The sequence below is a fragment of the Acinetobacter sp. ANC 4218 genome (assembly GCF_002135245.1).
In the GTDB taxonomy this organism is placed as follows: Bacteria; Pseudomonadota; Gammaproteobacteria; order Pseudomonadales; family Moraxellaceae; genus Acinetobacter.
In genome coordinates, this window is record NZ_NEGD01000005.1 from 188463 (window position 1) to 209300 (window position 20838).

Below are 20838 nucleotides of genomic sequence, written 5' to 3' on the forward strand. Positions count from 1 at the left end.
GGTAGAAAAATATGTAATTTACACATGGGCAACCGAAGCGATTTCTACCAACGCATCGGGGTTGACCAGTCCTGTTTGCACGCAGTAACGTGCCGGTTTATCCCCCGGAAAATATTCGGCATACACGCTATTGACTGCCGCATAATCCGCCCAGTCCTTGACGAATACATGATTAAAGGTTACGTCATCCATTGTGCCACCGGCCGTTTCTATGACTTTTTTGATGGTTTCCAGAATATGACGGGTCTGTGCTGCCGCATCGCCGACATGCACCACATTGTTATGTTCATCAAACGCTAAAGTGCCGGAAACGTACACAATATTGTCCGCTTTGGTTGCCGGTACGTACGGTGCCAATGGTTTGCCTGTTCCTGCAGGTAAAATAATGTCTTTAGGCATGTGTTTTCCCCTATAACGACTTAAGCTGATTTTTCTAAGAGGTGTGATTTGAATTGAAATGTTTCAACAAAATTCTGTGTAGCTGACACCCAGCCAAAAAAAGTTTTAATGTTATACAGGCTTGCTACATGCGCTTCCGGAGAACCGGCCTGATAACAGGCATCTGCCAGCGCCACGCCGAAATATTCCAGAAAAAAGCCATCTCTTAAGGTCGATTCCACACAGACATTAGTGGCAATTCCGACAAACACCAGATTACGAATCCCTTTACTACGTAACATGCTGTCCAATGCCGTATTAAAGAAACCGCTATAACGGGGCTTTTCAATCACAATGTCTTGTGCCAAAGGTTGCAGCTCATCAATCAGCTCAAAGTCCCAACTGCCTTTAGCCAGTAATTTTCCCTGTAATTCAGGATACTTACGCATGGTTTTTAAAGCATTGGATTTATGAAAATTGGGCGAATTGATCCCGCCCGCTTCCACATACTGATCATCCCAACCATTTTTGAAATAAATCACCTGAATGCCAGCGGCATGCGCTGTATCCACTGCCTTTTTAATATTCTCCACCACCGGCTTGGTTTTAGACACATCAAAACCGGCCAGATCCAGATAGCCCCCTTTGGAGGTATAGGCATTCTGCATGTCAATTACAATCAGTGCGGTTTGCTCGGCTGCAAGCTGGATCGCTTCCGGTTCAGCCTTTAACACTTTTCCTGTTCCGACGGCTTGGGTAAAGCCTGTACAAACCACATGTTCTAAAAATTCATTTGGGTTCATGCTGACTTCTCCAAGGCTGTGGCTGGAGCGGTTACACCTTGGACCACAACATGTTCACGACATTTCATTAACGGTTGAATTCTTTGACCAAAATCCTCTACTCCTTGAATAAAATCATCAAAAGTTAACAGGATGCCTTCGGTACCTTTAATTTCGCCAATTTCATCCAGCATTTTCGCGACATTTTCAAAAGAACCGACAATCGTGCCCATATTGATATTGACTGGAGATACACTAGAAGCCATTTGGCGAATATTGGTATCGGTACCAGATTTGGTATCCAGACTGCCTTGATTCATCAGCCAGTTAATGGCTTCTACATCTGCTCCCTCGTTATAGCTTTGCCATTTGGCAAAAGCTTCTGCATCGGTTTCTGCAGCAATCAGCATAAATAGCACATAAGTTTGCACATCACGCCCGGTCTTGTCGGTTTGTGCTTTTAAGCGGTCATTGATGTCTGCATAGGCAGTCGGCGTATTTAAACCTTTGCCAAAAACAAAATTGTAGTCTGCATATTTGGCCGAAAATGCCAGACCTGTATCCGACTGTCCGGCACAGATGATTTTCATATCGGCTTGCGGTCGCGGGCTGACCCGGCAATCTTCCATTTGAAAATGCTCACCCTTAAAGTCTGATTTTCCAGTCGCCCAAAGTTCACGTAAAATTTCTACATACTCAGACAGATAATCGTAACGTTTGGCAAAGTATTCATCGCCCGGCCACATGCCCATTTGTTGATATTCAGGGGCTTGCCATCCCGTCACCACATTTAAACCAAAACGGCCATTGGAAATGGAGTCAATGGTAGATGCCATACGAGCTACAATCGCAGGTGGCATCACCAAAGTTGCCGCAGTGGCATAAATTTTAATTTTGCTGGTTACTGCCGCCAGACCGGCCATTAAGGTAAAGGTTTCGAGGTTATGATCCCAAAATTCTGTTTTCCCGCCAAAGCCACGCAACTTGATCATGGAAAGTGCAAAGTCGAATCCATAATGTTCTGCACGCTGTACAATCTGCTTATTCATTTCAAAACTCGGTTTATATTGTGGTGCATTTTCCGAGAGCAGCCAGCCATTATTCCCGATTGGACAAAAGACACCTATTTTCATTTTCGATACCTCTTTTTTACCATTTGGTTATAAATACACTTCAGGTAATTAACCTGTTTTTTCATAAAAATTATTTAGCAAATGCTATGCCAAATAATTTTAATCATTAATTATCAAATATTTATAATTATTTTATTTTAACAAATAGTAAAATAAACAGTTAAATAAATGCACCTTTATTAGCCATCATGGCTCCAAAAAAATGCATGGTTTGAAAAAACCGTCAAATTCAATTTGCCTTATATTCAAGCTGTCTTTAATAAAATGGATAAAAAAACCGTGATTTTAAACAATCACGGTGAGCTAGGAGGATAAGAAATTATCGAGAAATCCGTTGCAAATTTTATTAACAAGCCAGTTTCATTTACTCAAGACGTTACTTGCAAAAAGTGTTTATGCAAAAATTCAAGCATGGTTTTATTCAGTAATTCAGGCTCGGTTTGCGTGGAAGCATGGGCTCCAGTTGCAAGAATACTTAAACATCCATGTCCAAGCCGCTGCTTTAAATCACTCGACTTGTGTACAGGAACCAAAAAGTCATCCTGATTGGCAATCAAATGCAACTGACTGTGTTGCAAGGCCTGTATATGCTGCTCATTAATTTTAAATTGTTGTGCTACCTGAATTCGCTTGAGTACATTTTGCGGCGGCGGAAAATCCGCGAGTTGAATATCCTCCAAAGTCTTTAAATGCTGATGATGTTTTGAAATCCAGCTCGGTGGATATAAAAACAGTCCCTGCGCCCTGACATAAGCATCAGAACCCGCTGACTTTAATAGAAGAGTCCGTGCTTCAAAGCATTTTTGCGTATGTGGGTCGAGTTCGTCCCAGCAATTGATACAGGTCAGGCTGAGCACTCTCAGCTCAGATGAATTGAGCAATAACGCTAGCTCTGCACCAATAAAACTGCCAATTGCATGTCCCACAAAATGAAAATGCCGAATTTTTTCTTGCCTGATAATTTGCAGTAACTGCTGGGCCAGATGGATAATGTTGTAATCATCAGGCAAAATTGCTGAATCCGCATGACAGCCCTCCTGATCATACGTCAAAATATGAAAATATCGCGTGAATGCATCAATTTGAGGGCGCCAGAAACTGCCATGCCCGCCCAAACCGGAAGAAAAAATTAAAAAATCGGCGGCTGAATTTTCTGTGCACAAATGAATTTGATAGTTCATTTTTTACCATTTATTCAAATAATTTAAAAAATAAACAGCAAGTTTTATGCCTGAAAAATCACATCAATTCAGCCTGTCTGATTCTTGGAAACCTTGGCTTGCAAGGCTCATAGAAAAAGTAAAATTTTATGCAAAATAAACAAAAGAATAATTTGGCTCTAAACACTGAATAACAGGATTTACTTTCATACTCAAATCTACAACAAAAATAGATAAACCCAAGAAAACTCAAACACTTAAAATAGATAAACACAAAAATAGATACCAGAAAATAACTTGCTAAAACAAGGATTAAGAATTTAAACACAACTTAATTGGAGGAAAATTTATAGCATTCATAATGCAACACCTGTTTCCCCATACAGCAGTCATTATGAAAAAAATAGCCATCATGGCCCTATCTCTACTTTGCTTGAAAGGTGATGATGAATGGACATACCTACTGAATATCCGCTATTTCAATGCCATTATCTGCCCCGTTATTTAATTGGGTTAATCTTTATTCCTTCTATATTTATTGTTTTAGCGCAGCACTCGCTCAGTAACTTCAATATGATTAAAGATTTCAGTAGCCTGATTCAATACTTATTGCATCAATCCATGCCGGGTTGGTTGATGCTGGCACTCTTCATCATGCTGACATTGATTGCAATCAATATGAAATTGGTCATCACCCGCCAAAGCATATCCATACAAAGTTTTGGCATAAAGTTAAGCAATCTGGTACAGCGCAACAGGCTTTTAAAGACCCAGCTTTATTCCTCTCACAGCTCAAGGTATCGCACATATAAGCCCTTCGCAGCAAAAGCATTCAGCCAAGAACAACAGTGGAAAGTGAGTAGTCTCGGCTTTATTTTAAAACCTGAATTTCGCAAGCAATATAAAATGACACATATTGATCTTAATATGTTCGATAAAGACAACCGAAAAAAACTGATTCAGATTTTGGCGCAACACTATGATTTAGACCCTAAATTTTTTTTAGGTAGAGCACAACTTGCCAGACAGAAATTACAGCACAAGCTTCGATAAAAAAGCGCTCTCGGCGCTCTTTTATCAGGTTCTACTTAAGTCGGGATACGCAGTACCTGCCCGGGAAAAATATCATCAGCATCTTTTAACAAGGGACGGTTAGCCTCAAATATTTTGTTGTATTGATTGGCGTCACCATAATATTCTTTTGAAATCTTGGACAAGGTATCACCCGATTTAACTGTATAGAATTTACTTTCCGGAGCAGGTGTTACCACGGTCATTTGGTCATCTACTTTAGCCACATGATCGACATTCCCTACAGCCAGGACAATTTTTTCGCGGTCGGCCTGATTTTGTACCTGCCCTTTAATGGTCGCCAGATCGCTGCTGCTGTTATAACTCACCGATAAACCGGTCACTGGCAAGCCTAAAGCTTTAATATGCCCCAGAAGCTTGTTTGCGATTTCTTGTGCAGAAGGTTCTGCTGGAGGAGTTGAAGCGACCGGAGCTGGCTGAGGTTCTGCTGGTGCCGTATTTTTTTTACCAATACCTTTTACAAAATCAAAAAGACCCATTGTATTTCTCCATCATTATTATTTATGCAATTTGAAATAGCGTCTTTTTTTATACATAAAATTAATTCAAAGAAAGGTTGTCTTTGGTCCAGCAACAGTAAAGATATGTAATTATCATTTTGATGAGTAAATAAAAAAGCCACCTAAAGGTGGCTTTTTTATATTCAGCAGAGCTGAAACAACAATTAACCTAGTTTCTTAGAAACATAGTCAATAGCTGATTGAACAGTTGTGATTTCGTTAGAATCTTCATCAGGGATAGTGATGTCAAAATCATTTTCGAAAGACATAACAAGCTCAACTAAGTCCAAAGAGTCAGCACCTAAGTCATCCATAAAAGATGCTTCGTTTTTGATTTCTTCAGCTTTAAGACCAAGTTGTTCTGCAACCGCTTGTTTGATACGTAGTTCGATATCGCTCACAGGAATTCTCCTCATTGCTTGTGGCGTTTTTAATGCCGTTAGTTTAATTGAATATCTTATTTTTGCAAAGTTTATACTTGAGCTTAGCTCATGTATAAACCGCCATTTACATGTAAAACAGTACCAGTGATATAGCTTGCTTTATCGCTTGCTAAAAAACTCACGGCATTTGCGATATCTTGTGGATCACCTAAACGGTTTAATGCCACTTGATCACTCATTTTTTTACGAATGTCTTCGCTTAATTGATCCGTCATTTCTGTTGCAATAAAGCCAGGTGCCACAGCATTCACGGTAATTTGGCGGCTGCCCATTTCTTTTGCAAGACTTCGACCAAACGCTTCAATGCCTGCTTTGGCAGCAGAATAGTTGGCCTGCCCCGGGTTTGCAAAGTGTGCTACAACAGAACTGATATTAATAATGCGGCCAAAACGTGCTTTAGTCATGCCCTTTAAGACACGCTTAGACAGACGGTATACGGCCTTCAAATGAATATTGAGAATATCGTCCCAATCATCTTCAGACATACGCAGTAACAAATTATCTTTGGTAATGCCAGCATTATTCACTAATACAAGAACTGGACCATATTTTTGTTCAATATCTGTAACTAGTGCATCAATGGCTGCCGCATCACGTACATCCAGTACTACACCCGCACCATTTTCAGCAAAACTTGCAGATAATTTTTCTGCGCCCGCTTCTGAAGTGGCGGTTCCCACTACAAAATAACCGTCTTGAATCAATTGCTGAGCGATGGCTGCACCAATCCCTCTGCTCGCGCCTGTCACTAATGCGACTTTGCGTTCCTGTGTCATGCAATTTTTCCTTCAGCCACTAAAATGGCATTTAGCGCATCTTCCATACGACTGTTACTGTCGACTGGGAATGCTTTTTCGATATTTGGTAAACGCTTCGCAAGATTAGCCAATACATTACCTGGACCACATTCAACCACATACTGCACTCCTTGATCTTGAAGGAACTGCATGGTCTTGGTCCATTGCACAGATTGATACAATTGTGCAGTCAATGCCTGACGTAATCCTGCTACATCTGTCGCGATTTCCGCGTTGACATTTTGTATTACAGGAAGGCTAGGCAGCTCAATGGCAGTATGTTCCAAAGCTTGTGCAAATTTGTCAGCCGCCGGTTTCATCAGCGAACAGTGCGATGGAACAGAAACAGGTAAGGCAATGGCTTTACCGCCATTTTCTTTTGCTAGCTCCATGACCGCTTCGACCAGGGTCTTATCACCTGCAATCACCACTTGGCCCTGAGCATTATAGTTGGCAGCTTCTACTGAACCACGCCCCTGAATATTGACCTGTTCGCATAATTCAATCACTTTGGCATCATCCAGACCCAGAATAGCCGCCATTGCACCTTGACCCTGTGGTACTGCATCTTGCATTAATTTGCCGCGCAAATTCACAAGCTTAACCGCATCACCTAATGACATCGCTCCGGCAGCAACCAATGCGCTGTATTCACCCAGTGAGTGTCCTGCAAGATATTTTGGCGCCACTCCACCCAACTCTAGCCACACACGCCAAAGTGCAATACTTGCGGTGAGCAGTACAGGCTGGGTAAATTCAGTCTGATTTAAACCTTCGCCAGTTTGTGCAATGTGCCAGAGGTCAAAACCCACAGCTGCCGATGCTTCTGCAAAAGTTTCTGTCACGCTACTAAACTGTTCAGCCAATTCTGCGAGCATACCGACTTTTTGTGAGCCTTGACCCGGAAATACAAATGCTGTTTTCGTTGCTTGAGCAACTTGCTCGAGTTGTTTAGCAGACATAAAAAAATCCTGTAATGAAGTGATATTGTTATTCAACAATCGGTTAAATAACCAACATACACTTATGTAAGCTTATTTACGGAACGGAATTTAACACTTAATTTTTGTTTTGGTAATTGCCAAATACAACAAAAAGACGCCATAAAAAAAGGGAGCTTAACGCTCCCATTTTTTCTACTAAGCTTGACGCTTAATACATCATCAATTATTCAGCAGATGCTTTCGCGAATAATTGGCGACCACGGTAGATACCATCTTTAGATACATGGTGACGACGGTGAGTCTCGCCAGTAGCTTGGTCTACAGTTAATGCATTCTCGGTTAAAGCGTCATGTGAACGGCGCATGTCACGGCGAGAGCGACTTTTACGGTTTTGCTGAACGGCCATGATGGCTCCTTACAAAGATCGAAAAAATGGATCAGAACAAATTCAGTTGTCTTATACTTAACAGTATAACACAAAAATTAGTTAAGTTTACCCTTCAAACTTGCCAAAACACCAAACGGGTTATCCCGTTTTTCTTCGACAATGTCATCAATGGCAGGTTGATGCTTATGCTCACAAACGTCATGCTTAGGAGACAAAGGCAACAACAATAACAATTCATCTTCTATCAGAGAAAGTAAATCAGCCGTCGCAGGCGCATCATAGCTGCCTTTTGTCGTTGCTTCACTCTCACCTAAGACGATGAAATCAGCATCCTCATCCAAGCGCTCTATCAGTGATTCATCATCCACAAGCGCTAAATGAAAGTCTGAAACGAGAGAAATTTCAACGGGATTCAGACAACGCTGACATTCCATTGGTACTTTCGTTTCAACATGACCATCTAACCATACGATACGATGATACGCATCCATTGATAGCTTACAGTCTATGTTAATCAATTGATCATCAATTGATCCAACAGCTTCACGGGAAATACGAACAAAGCGAGACAATGGCAGTGTACCTGACCATGTAAAGCCCTGTTCAGCCCATTTAAACGGCTCAATCTGTGCCGGAAAGGTATTTGCTGACATAATTAAGGCGGCAATTCTACAAATTCATCGGTACTCTGTCAAAGATTAAGATACAATTTTGTACTTATTTAGACAGATCAATTGGGTAATACAAGTCATGCATCAGTTGCAGCCGCAACCTGAAGTCACCACTTCATTACAGTTAACCACTTATTCAACCTCAAGTTGTGCTGTTTCTATCGACCCTGTGCAACGCTCACCTTGGGCCAGTTTGCAAACTGAAGTTCAACAAGTTGATTGGCTTATACTACACTTTAATCACTGGTTTTCCCACTTAAATGTGTGTTTGGTCAAAGGCGATTTTGAACCTGAATATTTTCCGGCAACCGAAGATGCGCCTGCCCGCATTCAATTTGCCCATGGTTTCTTTAATAGTGCCTTGCATGAAATCAGTCACTGGACTATTGCGGGTGAGCAAAGACGCTTGCTCCCCGACCTGGGTTACTGGTATGCCCCAGATGGTCGCACGGCAGAACAGCAGGCTTTATTTGAGCAGGTCGAAATCAAGCCCCAAGCGATTGAATGGATGTTTGCACAAGCTTTTGGTCGTAAATTCCGTGTATCGCTAGATAACCTGACCGGTGACGGCGGTGATGGCAGCACCTTTAAAGATAATGTCTTTGCTCAAGTTCAACGTTATTTTTCCGGTGAAGCCAAGTTGCCACGTGATGCTGCACATTTTATTGCCTGTATCTGTGCCTGCACCCGGGGTGGCAAAACATTACAAAGTAACGAGTTTCAACGTGACATGCTGGATTAATTTACACAAAATCATCAAAGCCTGATTGCAAGACTTTGTAAATTCAACAGATAATGACTAATAGCAAGTCAGGGGAGAATAAATATGCTGCATTTAAGAATACATCCTGATAATCCTCAACCACGTTTGATTAGCCAGGCGGTAGAACGTATTCGTGCCGGTGATGTGGTGGTTTACCCGACCGATGCTGCCTATGCCATTGGCTGCCAGATCGGAAATAAAAATGCCATGGAACGCATTGCCCAGATTCGTGGTCTCGGTCCAAAGCATCAATATGCCATTCTTTGTTGTGACCTGTCCGATATTGCGACCTATGCCAAGGTCGACAATGCCATGTATCGTCTGCTAAAAAACAATACACCGGCAATCACTACCTTTATTTTACCTGCGACCAGCGAAGTTCCTAAACGACTGATGCATCCAAAAAAGAAAACCATTGGTTTGCGCGTACCAAGCAACCGTGTGTGCCAAATGTTGCTTAAGGAATTGGGTGAGCCATTGTTAACCAGCACCCTGATTCTTCCCGGTCAGGATGAACCTTTAGATGACCCTTATGACATTGAGCAACAGCTGGAAAAGCGTATTGATGTATTTATTGATAGCGGATTCGGCACCTTAAGCACCACCAGTGTTGTAGATTTATCCGGTGACAATCCTGAAGTGATCCGTCGCGGTATGGGTGATGTCAGCGCGTTTGAATAAGCACGGTTAAGATTAAAGGGAATGTTCAGGATCAAGGAGTAGTGCGAGAATGGATCTGTTTTATGTGCTGCTCAACTATCATGATTTTGAGGTAAATAGCCGCATTTATGCGGAAATGCCCTGGACACTTGAGTCTAAAGTGAAAATTATGAAGGCAAATGTTGAGCAAACCCCTTCTGCGATGATCGACAACACCTATGCATTTTTCCTGGAAGTTGCCGTTATTCACAAATTATCCAGCCTCGATCAAACTCAAAATTTATGCATCCGAGATAGTGCGCAACGAATCATCGAATTAGCGCTCAAGTTATCGACATCCACCGCAACAGATCATTAAGCACAGTAAAGTTAAAGAACATCACGCAAGCGCATTTTTTGTTGCCCATTCTGATCAAAATTATCTGCTCTTAACCAGGCCCGATAGGCTTTTTCCAGTTCAGGCCACTCTTGATCCAAAATTGAAAACCAGGCGGTATTGCGGTTACGACCTTTGGCAATACGGTCTTGGCGAAAAGTGCCTTCATAATGAAAGCCAAAGCGCAAGGCTGCGCGTTTAGACGGCAGATTTAAGTCATCGCATTTCCATTCCACACGGCGAAAGCCCTGTTCAAAACACGCCTTTAATAATAAATAGATGACTTCTGTCGATGCTGTAGACTGTTTCAGTTGATGTGAAAAATAAACATTACCGATTTCAATAACATGATCGGCAGAACGCTGGTTCAGCAGGCCTACCCATCCTACAATTGCATGATTGGCTTCAACCAGATAATGGATTGAATTTTTGAAATTAAAGTTATTTTCAAGAGCAGTTTGCAATTCCGCTGCATTTTCAAAACCTGAATAAGGTAAATAAGTCCAGCAGCTGCGATCTATTTCACCATTTACACAGTGCCAAACTTGCTTCAGCTGATCTTCACTCATGGTTGCTGAAGATAAGACATGCAGGGTGGCATATTTACCATAAAGGGTTTCGGCTAAAAAATGGGTCGGTAAAGGATGAGATACGGGAACTCCAATAAACTGCCCATATTCATTTTCTTGTACTTTTTCATGATCTTTCATGACACAGGGAATCTCTTTTTTATTGGCATTCATATTGCCGAAAAATTTTGCTTTATTCTATATTCAGAATCTTCTTTTACTCTATTCACAATATGGGGCCTACTACATGGAGCCTACTACCATGCCCCATTTTTTCATGAAAATCTAAAATCTAATCGGTTCGGTCAAAAAAATTAAAACCATACCCCCCTATGCATTTCACATCATCAAGCCAGTTAAAAACCTTACTGAATTTCAGGTTTTTTTGTATTTGTTGACTTAACTAATTTATTTGAAGTCAAATTTCCATTACACTAGCGCTTACTAATTTACGTGCTTTTTCTTTCGATGCGAGATCGAGGCAAAAGCATCATCCTGCATGCCTTTGAAAATTCGCGTGGCCTAAAACTGCAATGAATCAACCTATCCATAATCCTATGGAGCCAAGCTCACATATCCGTGTTATGGATGAGTGGCAAGATACGATTCCAGAGGATTTATATATTCCTCCTGCTGCATTTGAAATTCTGCTAGAGCATTTCGAAGGTCCACTCGACTTCCTGATTTACCTGATTCAAAAAAACGGTTTCGACTTATTACAACTGGATATCGCTCCCATTGCCGCGCAGTATCTATCTTATATGGATGCCATGAAGTCGCTGAATATTGAGCTGACGGCAGATTATATGGTGATGGCTGCCTTATTGGCCGATCTTAAATCACGACTGCTGTTGCCAAAACCGAGCACAAGTGTTGTCGTTGAAAAAGATCCCAAACAGCAACTGATTGACCGGCTGGAAACCTATTTACGGGTCAAACAGGCGGCTGAACGTTTAGGACACATGTCTGTTCTGGAACGCGATACCTTCCCGGCCAATATTAGTCTGGGTCAGGTGGTGCAAATCAATGAAGGTTATGATGTCAGCCAGCTACGTGATGCGCTGTTTTGCGTATTCAATCGCCCAGAACCTGTCACCCATCAAATTCAGCAAGAACCGGTGTTGCTTGAAGAACGCATCGCCTTTATTGAAAGGCGTTTACAGTCCGGTGAAGTGCTGCATTTTGAAGCCCTGCTTAAACCCAGCCAGGGGCGCATGGGCATGGTGGTTACATTTATGGCCATTTTAGAACTCACACGGCAACAAAAAGTAGCTATTATTGCCAGCGGTATTGAAGCACCACTTGCAATTCAAGGAGTAGCTGCATAATGGATCATCAAGCAACATCTCTATCTGTTGCCGAGAATCAACATGAAGTTCTGATGCAACTGGAAGCCATTATTTTTGCCAGTGAAACAGCTGTTTCGCTTGCACGTTTGAAAGAAGCGTTCCAAAATCAATATAATAAACAGGAATTGCGTCAGTTGTTACAACAGCTCGCCATGCTACAACATGGTAGATCGATTGAACTGGTAGAAACCGCACAAGGGTTCCGTTTCCAGGTTCGGGCTAAATATCGCAATATCATTACCCAGGTGTGGCCGGAACGACCAACTCGTTTATCACCCACCCTGCTCGAAACCCTTGCTGTGATTGCTTATCACCAACCAGTAACCCGGGCAGATATTGAACAGATTCGTGGAGTTTCAAACAATAGTCAGATCTTAAGATCATTGTTTGACTGGAACTGGATTAAAGAATCCGGCTTCAGAGAACTACCGGGAAGACCCGCGTTGTTAGTTACAACGCCACAATTTTTAAATGCTTTTGGTCTGACATCTTTAGGCCAATTGCCTCCCCTGCAGGATGCCAAGGAAGCTTTTATGGCGCTCGATGCTCACGCAGCGAAGTCGTAGATAGGTGAACTGTTGATGATAATTTCTAAGGTTATGCTGTCATGAGTGAAAAATTACAAAAGGTGCTTGCACGCGTAGGTTTGGGTTCTCGCCGTTATATGGAAGAAGTCATTGCCGCTGGTCGTGTCAGTATCAATGGACGCGTTGCCCAAGTGGGTGAACGCATTGAACCAGGTGATGAGCTTCGCATCGATGGTCGTAAAGTCCAATTCCAGATTGAAGACGAAATCCGTCGTCGCGTTCTGATTTACTACAAACCCGAAGGTGAAATTTGCTCACGCAATGATCCTGAACAACGTCCTACCGTATTTGAACAGTTGCCTGCAATTGCCAATGACCGCTGGGTGATGGTCGGCCGTCTGGATATTAACTCAACCGGTCTTTTACTGTTCACAAATGATGGTGAATTAGCCAACCGTTTAATGCATCCATCAAATGAAATTGAACGTGAATATGCGGTTCGTGTGATGGGCGAAGTGACTCCACAAATCAAAAACAACATGCTTCAGGGCGTGGTTTTAGATGATGGTCCGGCGAAATTCGAATCATTCTCTGAAATTGGTGGTGACGGCATCAACCGTTGGTATCAGGTGGTGGTTAAAGAAGGTCGTAACCGCGAAGTGCGTCGTATTTTTGAATCACAAGGTCTAAAAGTCAGCCGCCTGCTGCGTACCCGTTATGGTACTGTGATTTTACCGCGTGAACTTCGTACCGGTCGCTGGATGGAGCTGGATAAAGCCGATATCGACAACCTAACCAAATCTGTAGAGTTGAAGCCACGTCAAGGTACAGGCCTGTTTGGTATGGCAAAACGCCGTACCGAGCGTATGCAAGAAAAACCAATGGCAGCACGTCGTGGCGGTTATTTGCGTCAGCAACGCCGTGATAGCGAAGAAGGTGAAAACCAAAGCCCAATGGGCTATGCACAGCGTGATCGTCGTGAAAACCAGAATGGTCATGCACAACGTCGTGACAATACTGGCAATCTTTATGCACGTCGTGACGGCAATAATGGCAGCGGTTTTGCCCAACGCGGTGAACGTCGTCAGGATGGCAATCCAAACACTTACGCTCAACGTGAACCACGTCAAGGCAACAGCTATGCACAGCGTGAAAACCGCCCTGAAAACTTTGGCAATCAAGCGACATATGGCCAGCGTGAACGTCGTGATGAAAATGCACCACGTAAACCATTTGGCAACAAAAACTTTAAGAAGTTTTAATTTTTAATAGCTTTTATTGTCAATCAAAAGCCACTCGGTTGAGTGGCTTTTTTATATCCTTCTCTTTTAAGCAAGAGTTAGGATAAAACAGGAATATCAATCCACTGTGCATTTGGGAAATGTATCGCCAGATAGCTTTTCAGATAATCCGAAGTATCTCTGGAAATCAGCTGGTCCTGTGATTCGTCATTCAGGTTATAGGCCAAAGCATAAAGTTCCAGACCACGACTTTTCAAGGCTTCCAAACTGAGCAAGGTATGATTGATACTACCCAAACGACCAGAACTAACCAGAATGACAGGGAATTTCTGTTCAGCAATATAATCAATCGTTAACAGTTCTGTGGTTAAGGGCACCATTAAACCGCCCGCACCTTCCAGCAACACTACTTCATATTTTTCAGTTAATTGCCGGGTCGCATCGGCAATTTTCTGGAAGTCGATTTCACGGCCATCAATTTTAGTCGCCAAATGTGGCGAAGCCGGATAAGTAAAAATTTCCGGCATGGTGAGTTTGCTTTCATCTTCCGGAAACCAGCCCATCTGCATCATTTTACGGTGCTGTTCAATATCTTCAGAAATATCGGTATTGCCGGTTTGCACCAGTTTTTGGGTGATGGTTTTCTTGCCCTGCTCATTCCATAACTTCGCCAGATAGCCTGTGGTATAGGTCTTACCAATACCGGTATCGATGCCACTGATAAAATAAACGGGGGATGTCATGGCTTACTCCGTGCAATGCAATAAATAGGATGATAGCTCAGCTGATAATGGTGCTGACCAGATTGATCCAGCTCCGAAAATTGCTGATAGTCCTGATAAAACTGCTGTAAAGACTGTTTGGTCCAACGATGCTGTGCGGCGGTTGCAGTGACCCCGGTGGCCTTTAAATGCTGCAGCACAGCTTTAGGAAGGGAAAAATTCAGTATTTCCAGACTCTCGGAAAGATGTAGAATTTCAAAACCCTGTTTAAGCAGCTTGTGCTGAATCTCATCAAGAGTCAGATAATTCAGCCCTTGCCCAGTCAGAGCCTTAATTTCTTGCAAATTCTGCTGACCGAAAGTGGAAAAACACAAATAGCCATTTTCGATAAGCGCCGCTGCACTTTTTTTAAAAATCGAATCGATATCGCCCACCCATTGCAAAGCCGAACTGGAAGCAATCAGGTCAAGGGATTGCGGAAAATCTAGTTGTTCCACATCGCCAATCAACCACTCCAAATTTTCTTTAGCCTGAAAATGCTGCTGAACTTCGGGATACAGATCATTTAAAAACACATGCTTTATTTCAAAGTTTTGTATCAGCAAATGGCTTAAATTACCTGAGCCACAACCGATTTCAAAAACACGGTTCAGGCTGTTATTTGGCAAATATTGCTGCATCAATTGCAGTAACTGTTGGCAAATCTGTTTTTGTACGATGGCATGTTCGGCATAGCTTTGTCCTGCCTTGGCAAAACGCTGTGCAACTTGATACTTATTAATATTCACGGCAACAACTCACAGCAACGCCACCAGCTGCTCAAGGTCAGCCTGATTGACTTGAGAAGTCAGTGAAATACGTAATCTTGAACTGTGTTTCGGTACTGTAGGTGGACGCACCGGCATGATATAAAATCCGGCCTGTTGTAGCTGCCGGGCTTTTTCCACCGTCTTTTGCGATTCGCCAATAATCACCGGCACAATATGTGAAGTCGAAGGACAATCAAAACCTTTGACCTGTACTGACTGTTGCAGATTTTGACTGATCTGTTGCAGATGCTGACGTTGCTGTTGTAAGCCTAAAACTTTCTGGAAAATAAAATCAGTCCACGCCATACACATGGGTGGCTGTGCGGTACTGAAAATCAGCGGACGCATGGAATTAATCAGATATTCCCGGATGATGGGATGGCAAATCAGATAACCACCGACCGATGCCAGTGCTTTCCCGAAAGTCCCAACCAGCAGATCAATCTCATCAATCACCGCATACTGTTCTGCACAGCCCAATCCTTGCTCGCCGCGCACGCCAATGGCATGCGCTTCATCAACATACAGCATCACCTTAGAAAATTGCTGTTTAATACGAACCAGTTCAGCCAGATCAGTTTCATCACCATCCATGCTAAAAATGGATTCCGTGACCACAATAATACGCTCAAAAGCCTCATCTGTATGATATTGCTGTAAAAGCTGTTGCAGATGATTCAGGTCATTGTGCCGATAGCGTACATATTTTGCAGAGGATAAACGGATACCGTCAATCATGCTGGCATGCACCAGTTTGTCGGCCAGAATCAGGGTCTTACTGTCGCTTAAAGCTGGCAGAATCCCGATATTCATGTGATAACCACTGTTAAATAACAGCGCAGCACGACCATGAAAAGCCTGACTTAAACTGGCTTCCAGCTGCTCATATTCAGGAAAATTTCCGGTTAACAATCGCGAAGAAGATGAACTCATAATACGAAGTTCATTTGGTGTTTCATCAAAAAACTGTTCACGCAAAGTTAAGTCTGCTGCCAATCCCAAATAATCATTGGAAGACAGGTTAAGCATCGAATGACCCTGGATTTCAATCATTCGGCCTTGCTGGACATTAGAGGTAAATTGCCGCAAATTGCCCTGCTGTTTGAGTTCATCCAGCTTGATTGCATAATCATTTAACAAAGGACTATTTAACAAAGGAGCATTTAACAGCTGGTTATTTAACAATTTCATGCGGATACCTCTTGCATCTGCTCCACCACATTCACTAATTGTTCCAGCAATATATTCAATTGTTGTTCAGTAATCACATACGGCGGCATCACATAGACCAGTTTACCAAATGGACGTATCCAGATCCCGCGCTTAACAAACTGTTGTTGCAGGCTTTTCATATCCACATTAAATATCAGCTCCACCACACCAATCGCGCCCAGCACACGCACATCCTGCACATAATCCAGTGCTGATAGGGGCTGCAGATGGTGTTGCAACTGTTGCTCGATGCGCTGAATGTTGGCTTGCCAGTCCTGAGCCAATAAAACCTCGGTACTTTTCACAGCCACCGCACAGGCCAGTGGATTGGCCATAAAGGTCGGGCCATGCATAAATACGCCTGCCTCACCACGGCTAATGGTTTCAGCTACACGCTTGCTGGTTAAGGTAGCCGAAAGTGTCATATAACCACCAGTCAAGCCTTTGCCGATGCACATGATATCCGGCTCAACGCCGGCATGTTCCCAGGCAAACAATTTGCCAGTACGACCAAAACCGGTGGCAATTTCATCAAAAATCAGCAGCACTTTATATTGTTCACACAGCAATTTGGCTTGACGCAAATATTCAGGATGATAAAAACGCATCCCGCCTGCACCCTGCACAATTGGTTCCAGAATTAAAGCAGCAATGCTGGCATGATGCTGTTTTAAGACCTGTTCCAGTTCAGCAATATCGGCTTGATTCCATTCATCATCAAAGCCAACCTGTGGGGCTGCAACAAAGAAACGATTCGGTAAACTGGAACCAAAAATCTGATGCATGCCTGTGACCGGATCACAAACTGACATGGCATTCCAGGTATCGCCATGATAGCCAGAACGCGGCGTAATAAAATTGGTTTTCTGACTTTCACCTTGTGCAGTCCAAAACTGCACCGCCATTTTTAATGCCACTTCTACGGCAACAGATCCAGAGTCAGCATAGAAAATTTTATCCAGACTGGGTGGGGTAATTTTTAATAACAGTCTGCCAAGTTCAATTGCAGGATCATGAGTCAAACCACCAAACATGATATGCGACATCTTGTGTAATTGATCCGTCACGGCCTGATTCAGTTCAGGATGGTTATAGCCATGGATGGCACACCACCAAGAAGACATGCCATCAATCAGTTGCCGTCCATCTTCCAGCTCGATAATGGCACCATGCGCCTGTTTTACCTTAAAGGTCGGCAATGGATCGGTCATGGAGGTATAAGGATGCCAGATATGCGCAAGATCAAAGTCTTGGTCGTTTAATTCGGTCATCCCTTACTCCTGCAGACGCTTGAAAATCAATTTTTCATGATCTTAAACCTGCATGAACTAAAAATAAATTGCGATATAAACCAGTTATCCGCTTGTTTGTTCTATTTTCTTTAAAAATTGGCAGATTTTGCCAGTTATCAGTTCAGCCTCAAATAAAGGAATGCCATGCGACCCGCTGATTAGTTCTGTCTCCAAAAACTTTGCATTGAATTTCTGAAAATTTCTTTGAACTTTGTAACTAACTAAAAAATCCTGTCTTGCAAACACATGATATTGATGACCCGGGTAATTTTTCAAGATATCTACATTGTTTAACTGTTCAAGGCAATTTAATCCCTCACGAAGGGTTTCCAAGTTCTGCGCCTGAATCAAACTTTGTAAAGTGATAAAGTCAGCTTTGGTTGTTACTGTACCCTGACACACCATATAACCAAACTTTTTCAGGGTTGCAATCGCATCCTGCTCAAATGACTGTTTAAATTGCTGAAATGTCTGCTGATCCATTGCCGTAGACCATGTGTCATTTGCCACAAAACAGGGATTGGAACCTAAAGTAATCAATACTTTTTCCCGTCCATGCTGCTTTTGAATCTGATCGACCATTACTGTGGCCAACTGCCCTCCCAGAGACCAGCCGGCAATCACATCGAACTGACGGGCCAATTGCACTTTCTGCTGTAAAACCTGTTCGTCTAAAGCATTAAAGATGTTGCAAAGTTCAACTTCATGTCCTTGTGCCGCCAAAGCCTGTTTTAATGGATCAAGCAGTTGGGTTCCACCGCCCCAGCCTGTGATGAGTAAAATACGTTGATTCAAGGTAAACTCTAAAAAAACTAAATCATTTGAACAGTATAAAACGTCTGTCTCAATTCTCGCAGCAGCATTTCAAAATTCATTCATAATCCACTATCGTGAATGGCGACAAGGAAGTCGTTGTTGCTGAAGAGTGATATGAATCTCACTACTGTCCCATAGTTTGCTTTAAATAAAAAAACCTGAGTCTAAATAGTTAAAATATGAGTGCAAACAAACACTTTAACTATAAAGGACTCAGGTTTTGTCACATCAGAATACCGTATTTCATCAATTACTCAAACCCATTTTAAGACAAGATTTTGAACGTCTGGCTAAACTGCACCACTCTGGGCAAAAATTAAGATCAGCCACCCGCTGGGATCAGTTTGTTGCCATATTGATGTCCCAACTTTCTTGTCGGCAAAGCTTAAGAGACATTCAATCCAATCTCGAATCCCATCAGGAAAAGCTCTATCATCTTGGTGCGAAAAGAATTGCGCGAAGCACCTTAGCAAGACTTAATGAAGAACAGCCCGCCAGCCTGTATCAGCAATTGTTCACGCAGCTGCTTCAGCACTGTGAAAACTCTAAAACTGCACATAAATTTAGATTCAAGAATCCGCTGTATTCACTAGATGCCAGTCATATTGATCTTTCACTGTCATTGTGCGCATGGGCAAAAGTGCATGAATCCAAAGCCAGTATTAAACTCAGTGTTGGCTTAAATCACAGCAATACCATTCCTGAATTTGTAGCGCTTGGGGATGGTATTGAAAATGATATGGTGCAAGGCAGAGCATTTAAATTTCCTGCTGGTAGCATTATCGTCTTTGATAAAGGATATGTTGATTATCAATGGTTTGCTCAGTTGACACTTCAGAAAGTCAGCTTCGTAACTCGGCTACGCCCAAAGACAGTTTATCAAGTTAAATCAAGCCGCAGCGTATTAGCGACTAAAGGGATTATTGCGGATGAATGTATTGAATTGAGCAGTGCGCATGCCAAGAAAAGAGGTGCACCTAAATTATTAAGACGTATAGAGTTTTATGATACAGATAAGAAAAGAACATTCGAATTTCTGAGCAACAACTTTCATCTGGCAGCATCCACCATTGCTGCAATTTATAAAGACCGCTGGAAGATTGAGTTATTCTTTAAAGCCATCAAGCAGAATTTAAAACTGAAGTCATTTCTAGGTCGAAGCCGCAATGCGATACAAACGCAAATATGGATTGCATTAATCGCCTATTTACTGGTGAACTTCGCTAAACACATGGCACAAGAAGAATGGAGTGTTCAGCGTTTACTGCGAATTATTCAGGTCAATTTATTTGAAAGGAAACATTTAAGGTCACTCTTTGCGCCTGATAAAAAATGGCGAAAACAAGAAGAACCTCAATTGAGGTTCTTCTTGTGATATTTGTGGGACAGCAGTGATATGAATCTCCCCTTTAACCAACAGCGGGGTTTTGTTACTTTTGATCCATCAAAGGTAAATATGCAATCACAGGTAATTTTTAAAGAATTTCGTTCATAAGAAAATTTTGAAATCATTGCAAACCTACACTGCACCGTCTCATCAGCAAATCTGCTAAGATTAATGCAAACATTAATTATAAAAGTATACGTCATGAAAACTTCAAAACTGCTGCAAATCAGCTTGATATCCATATCAGCATTCAACGCTTTCACGGTTCCTGCCTATGCCGAAAATTCGATCTTCGCTTCTCAGAAAAACACTGAAAAACAATGGCTCGGAAAAGCGGCACCTGCATTTAAATTGCAGGATCAAAATGGTCAATGGCATTCCTTGAACCAGTACAAAGGCAAATGGGTGGTGTTATATTTCTATCCTAAAGACAACTCTCCCGGCTGTACCCAGGAAGCCAATCAATTTAAAGCGCTCTATCCACAATTTTTAAAAAGCAATGCCGTAGTTTTGGGGGTGAGTCTGGATGATGTTAAATCCCATCAAAAATTTTCAGAAAAATTAGGCTTAGCTTTTCCTCTTTTGGCAGATTACAAACACCAGTTATCGAATCAATTGGGTATTGTGCGTAATCTGGGTATTATCCAAATTGCCAAACGGGAAAGCTTTCTGATTGATCCTCAAGGCACCATTGTTTACCACTATAGCAGTGTGAAGACGCAAACTCATGCGGCTCAGGTCCTGGCGGATATCCGGAAATTTTCTCAATAACACGTCATTGCCCATCTCAATCATAAATTTAAACAAATAAAAAAGCCCGACTCAGG

24 protein-coding genes and 1 pseudogene are annotated in these 20838 nt (G+C 42.3%); 9 read left to right on the forward strand and 16 right to left on the reverse strand.

Annotated features, from left to right (window positions below; translation table 11 throughout):
• Positions 1 to 18 precede the first annotated feature (18 nt).
• The 4 genes from rutC to rutD all read right to left on the reverse strand — a co-directional run bounded on the left by rutC (position 19) and on the right by rutD (position 3474).
• The gene (gene rutC / locus B9T38_RS06825) at positions 19 to 399 is read right to left on the reverse strand and encodes a pyrimidine utilization protein C (protein ID WP_086196062.1); all 381 of its coding nucleotides are present in this window, start codon (positions 397 to 399) and stop codon (positions 19 to 21) included.
• Positions 400 to 419: 20 nt separating this feature from the next.
• Positions 420 to 1181, reverse strand: a complete 762-nt coding sequence (gene rutB, locus B9T38_RS06830) for a pyrimidine utilization protein B (protein ID WP_086196063.1) — start codon at positions 1179 to 1181, stop codon at positions 420 to 422.
• Positions 1178 to 2293: a pyrimidine utilization protein A gene (gene rutA / locus B9T38_RS06835; RefSeq protein WP_086196064.1), complete on the reverse strand. Its 1116-nt coding sequence runs from the start codon at positions 2291 to 2293 to the stop codon at positions 1178 to 1180. The genes rutB and rutA overlap by 4 nt, the downstream gene beginning before the upstream one ends.
• A 368-nt stretch (positions 2294 to 2661) precedes the next feature.
• Positions 2662 to 3474, reverse strand: coding sequence for a pyrimidine utilization protein D (gene rutD / locus B9T38_RS06840; protein WP_086196065.1), 813 nt, complete (start codon positions 3472 to 3474; stop codon positions 2662 to 2664).
• Between the two features lie 429 nt (positions 3475 to 3903).
• On the opposite strand from rutD, the gene B9T38_RS06845 reads away from it, so the two are divergent.
• The gene (locus B9T38_RS06845) at positions 3904 to 4506 is read left to right on the forward strand and encodes a hypothetical protein (protein WP_086196066.1); all 603 of its coding nucleotides are present in this window, start codon (positions 3904 to 3906) and stop codon (positions 4504 to 4506) included.
• A 35-nt stretch (positions 4507 to 4541) separates the two neighbouring features.
• Here the strand turns inward: B9T38_RS06845 and lysM are convergent, their stop codons facing one another.
• The 6 genes from lysM to B9T38_RS06875 form a co-directional block, all read right to left on the reverse strand.
• Positions 4542 to 5024 carry a peptidoglycan-binding protein LysM gene (gene lysM, locus B9T38_RS06850; protein ID WP_086196067.1) on the reverse strand — a complete coding sequence of 161 codons (483 nt, stop codon included), beginning with the start codon at positions 5022 to 5024 and terminating at the stop codon, positions 4542 to 4544.
• A 185-nt stretch (positions 5025 to 5209) separates the two neighbouring features.
• Positions 5210 to 5446: an acyl carrier protein gene (gene acpP / locus B9T38_RS06855; protein WP_004651013.1), complete on the reverse strand. Its 237-nt coding sequence runs from the start codon at positions 5444 to 5446 to the stop codon at positions 5210 to 5212.
• Between the two features lie 83 nt (positions 5447 to 5529).
• Positions 5530 to 6264, reverse strand: a complete 735-nt coding sequence (gene fabG / locus B9T38_RS06860) for a 3-oxoacyl-ACP reductase FabG (RefSeq protein ID WP_086196068.1) — start codon at positions 6262 to 6264, stop codon at positions 5530 to 5532.
• Positions 6261 to 7247 carry an ACP S-malonyltransferase gene (gene fabD / locus B9T38_RS06865; protein ID WP_086196069.1) on the reverse strand — a complete coding sequence of 329 codons (987 nt, stop codon included), beginning with the start codon at positions 7245 to 7247 and terminating at the stop codon, positions 6261 to 6263. The genes fabG and fabD overlap by 4 nt, the downstream gene beginning before the upstream one ends.
• Positions 7248 to 7452: 205 nt before the next feature.
• Positions 7453 to 7635: a 50S ribosomal protein L32 gene (rpmF, locus tag B9T38_RS06870; protein WP_004279227.1), complete on the reverse strand. Its 183-nt coding sequence runs from the start codon at positions 7633 to 7635 to the stop codon at positions 7453 to 7455.
• A 77-nt stretch (positions 7636 to 7712) separates the two neighbouring features.
• Positions 7713 to 8270: a YceD family protein gene (locus B9T38_RS06875; protein WP_086196070.1), complete on the reverse strand. Its 558-nt coding sequence runs from the start codon at positions 8268 to 8270 to the stop codon at positions 7713 to 7715.
• Positions 8271 to 8367: 97 nt separating this feature from the next.
• On the opposite strand from B9T38_RS06875, the gene B9T38_RS06880 reads away from it, so the two are divergent.
• The 3 genes from B9T38_RS06880 to B9T38_RS06890 all read left to right on the forward strand — a co-directional run bounded on the left by B9T38_RS06880 (position 8368) and on the right by B9T38_RS06890 (position 10069).
• Positions 8368 to 9030: an elongation factor P hydroxylase gene (locus B9T38_RS06880; protein ID WP_086196071.1), complete on the forward strand. Its 663-nt coding sequence runs from the start codon at positions 8368 to 8370 to the stop codon at positions 9028 to 9030.
• Positions 9031 to 9114: 84 nt separating this feature from the next.
• A complete protein-coding gene (locus B9T38_RS06885) occupies positions 9115 to 9732 on the forward strand; it encodes an L-threonylcarbamoyladenylate synthase (RefSeq protein ID WP_086196072.1) in 618 nt (205 codons plus the stop codon).
• Positions 9733 to 9781: 49 nt separating this feature from the next.
• Positions 9782 to 10069, forward strand: coding sequence for a hypothetical protein (locus tag B9T38_RS06890; protein WP_086196073.1), 288 nt, complete (start codon positions 9782 to 9784; stop codon positions 10067 to 10069).
• 11 nt (positions 10070 to 10080) lie between these two features.
• Here the strand turns inward: B9T38_RS06890 and B9T38_RS06895 are convergent, their stop codons facing one another.
• On the reverse strand, positions 10081 to 10797 hold the full coding sequence (locus tag B9T38_RS06895) for a GNAT family N-acetyltransferase (protein ID WP_086196107.1): 717 nt from the start codon (positions 10795 to 10797) through the stop codon (positions 10081 to 10083).
• A gap of 392 nt (positions 10798 to 11189) precedes the next feature.
• Here B9T38_RS06895 and B9T38_RS06900 point away from each other — a divergent pair, with 392 nt between their 5' ends.
• The 3 genes and pseudogenes from B9T38_RS06900 to rluB all read left to right on the forward strand — a co-directional run.
• Positions 11190 to 11984: a segregation and condensation protein A gene (locus tag B9T38_RS06900; RefSeq protein ID WP_086196074.1), complete on the forward strand. Its 795-nt coding sequence runs from the start codon at positions 11190 to 11192 to the stop codon at positions 11982 to 11984.
• Positions 11984 to 12571, forward strand: a complete 588-nt coding sequence (scpB, locus tag B9T38_RS06905; protein WP_086196075.1) for an SMC-Scp complex subunit ScpB — start codon at positions 11984 to 11986, stop codon at positions 12569 to 12571. Before B9T38_RS06900 ends, scpB begins: the two co-directional genes overlap by 1 nt.
• Before the next feature lie 41 nt (positions 12572 to 12612).
• Positions 12613 to 13467, forward strand: a pseudogene (gene rluB / locus B9T38_RS06910) (23S rRNA pseudouridine(2605) synthase RluB); the annotation flags it as partial.
• A 404-nt stretch (positions 13468 to 13871) separates the two neighbouring features.
• On the opposite strand, the gene bioD reads toward rluB, so the two are convergent.
• From bioD to B9T38_RS06935, 5 genes are all read right to left on the reverse strand, one after another.
• A complete protein-coding gene (gene bioD, locus B9T38_RS06915; protein WP_086196077.1) occupies positions 13872 to 14516 on the reverse strand; it encodes a dethiobiotin synthase in 645 nt (214 codons plus the stop codon).
• The gene (bioC, locus tag B9T38_RS06920) at positions 14513 to 15283 is read right to left on the reverse strand and encodes a malonyl-ACP O-methyltransferase BioC (RefSeq protein ID WP_086196078.1); all 771 of its coding nucleotides are present in this window, start codon (positions 15281 to 15283) and stop codon (positions 14513 to 14515) included. Before bioC ends, bioD begins: the two co-directional genes overlap by 4 nt.
• A gap of 9 nt (positions 15284 to 15292) precedes the next feature.
• Positions 15293 to 16495, reverse strand: a complete 1203-nt coding sequence (locus B9T38_RS06925) for an 8-amino-7-oxononanoate synthase (protein ID WP_086196079.1) — start codon at positions 16493 to 16495, stop codon at positions 15293 to 15295.
• A complete protein-coding gene (gene bioA, locus B9T38_RS06930; RefSeq protein ID WP_086196080.1) occupies positions 16492 to 17787 on the reverse strand; it encodes an adenosylmethionine--8-amino-7-oxononanoate transaminase in 1296 nt (431 codons plus the stop codon). Before bioA ends, B9T38_RS06925 begins: the two co-directional genes overlap by 4 nt.
• An 84-nt stretch (positions 17788 to 17871) precedes the next feature.
• Positions 17872 to 18603, reverse strand: coding sequence for an alpha/beta hydrolase family protein (locus B9T38_RS06935; protein ID WP_086196081.1), 732 nt, complete (start codon positions 18601 to 18603; stop codon positions 17872 to 17874).
• 241 nt (positions 18604 to 18844) lie between these two features.
• On the opposite strand from B9T38_RS06935, the gene B9T38_RS06940 reads away from it, so the two are divergent.
• Together B9T38_RS06940 and B9T38_RS06945 are read left to right on the forward strand one after the other, a co-directional pair.
• The gene (locus B9T38_RS06940; protein ID WP_086196082.1) at positions 18845 to 19999 is read left to right on the forward strand and encodes an IS4 family transposase; all 1155 of its coding nucleotides are present in this window, start codon (positions 18845 to 18847) and stop codon (positions 19997 to 19999) included.
• Positions 20000 to 20212: 213 nt separating this feature from the next.
• On the forward strand, positions 20213 to 20782 hold the full coding sequence (locus B9T38_RS06945; RefSeq protein WP_086196083.1) for a peroxiredoxin: 570 nt from the start codon (positions 20213 to 20215) through the stop codon (positions 20780 to 20782).
• Positions 20783 to 20838 lie beyond the last annotated feature (56 nt).

Excerpts from the sequence above, each read along its gene's own strand:
- fabD (WP_086196069.1), bottom strand. The coding sequence starts at position 7,247 with ATGTCTGCTAAACAACTCGAGCAAGTTGCTCAAGCAACGAAAACAGCA.
- B9T38_RS06945 (WP_086196083.1), top strand. The coding sequence starts at position 20,213 with ATGAAAACTTCAAAACTGCTGCAAATCAGCTTGATATCCATATCAGCA.
- B9T38_RS06885 (WP_086196072.1), top strand. The coding sequence starts at position 9,115 with ATGCTGCATTTAAGAATACATCCTGATAATCCTCAACCACGTTTGATT.
- B9T38_RS06890 (WP_086196073.1), top strand. The coding sequence starts at position 9,782 with ATGGATCTGTTTTATGTGCTGCTCAACTATCATGATTTTGAGGTAAAT.
- rutC (WP_086196062.1), bottom strand. The coding sequence starts at position 399 with ATGCCTAAAGACATTATTTTACCTGCAGGAACAGGCAAACCATTGGCA.
- B9T38_RS06900 (WP_086196074.1), top strand. The coding sequence starts at position 11,190 with ATGAATCAACCTATCCATAATCCTATGGAGCCAAGCTCACATATCCGT.
- bioA (WP_086196080.1), bottom strand. The coding sequence starts at position 17,787 with ATGACCGAATTAAACGACCAAGACTTTGATCTTGCGCATATCTGGCAT.
- fabG (WP_086196068.1), bottom strand. The coding sequence starts at position 6,264 with ATGACACAGGAACGCAAAGTCGCATTAGTGACAGGCGCGAGCAGAGGG.
- B9T38_RS06845 (WP_086196066.1), top strand. The coding sequence starts at position 3,904 with ATGGACATACCTACTGAATATCCGCTATTTCAATGCCATTATCTGCCC.
- rpmF (WP_004279227.1), bottom strand. The coding sequence starts at position 7,635 with ATGGCCGTTCAGCAAAACCGTAAAAGTCGCTCTCGCCGTGACATGCGC.
- rutD (WP_086196065.1), bottom strand. The coding sequence starts at position 3,474 with ATGAACTATCAAATTCATTTGTGCACAGAAAATTCAGCCGCCGATTTT.
- rutB (WP_086196063.1), bottom strand. The coding sequence starts at position 1,181 with ATGAACCCAAATGAATTTTTAGAACATGTGGTTTGTACAGGCTTTACC.
- lysM (WP_086196067.1), bottom strand. The coding sequence starts at position 5,024 with ATGGGTCTTTTTGATTTTGTAAAAGGTATTGGTAAAAAAAATACGGCA.
- bioD (WP_086196077.1), bottom strand. The coding sequence starts at position 14,516 with ATGACATCCCCCGTTTATTTTATCAGTGGCATCGATACCGGTATTGGT.
- B9T38_RS06895 (WP_086196107.1), bottom strand. The coding sequence starts at position 10,797 with ATGAAAGATCATGAAAAAGTACAAGAAAATGAATATGGGCAGTTTATT.
- B9T38_RS06880 (WP_086196071.1), top strand. The coding sequence starts at position 8,368 with ATGCATCAGTTGCAGCCGCAACCTGAAGTCACCACTTCATTACAGTTA.
- B9T38_RS06875 (WP_086196070.1), bottom strand. The coding sequence starts at position 8,270 with ATGTCAGCAAATACCTTTCCGGCACAGATTGAGCCGTTTAAATGGGCT.
- B9T38_RS06925 (WP_086196079.1), bottom strand. The coding sequence starts at position 16,495 with ATGAAATTGTTAAATAACCAGCTGTTAAATGCTCCTTTGTTAAATAGT.
- rutA (WP_086196064.1), bottom strand. The coding sequence starts at position 2,293 with ATGAAAATAGGTGTCTTTTGTCCAATCGGGAATAATGGCTGGCTGCTC.
- scpB (WP_086196075.1), top strand. The coding sequence starts at position 11,984 with ATGGATCATCAAGCAACATCTCTATCTGTTGCCGAGAATCAACATGAA.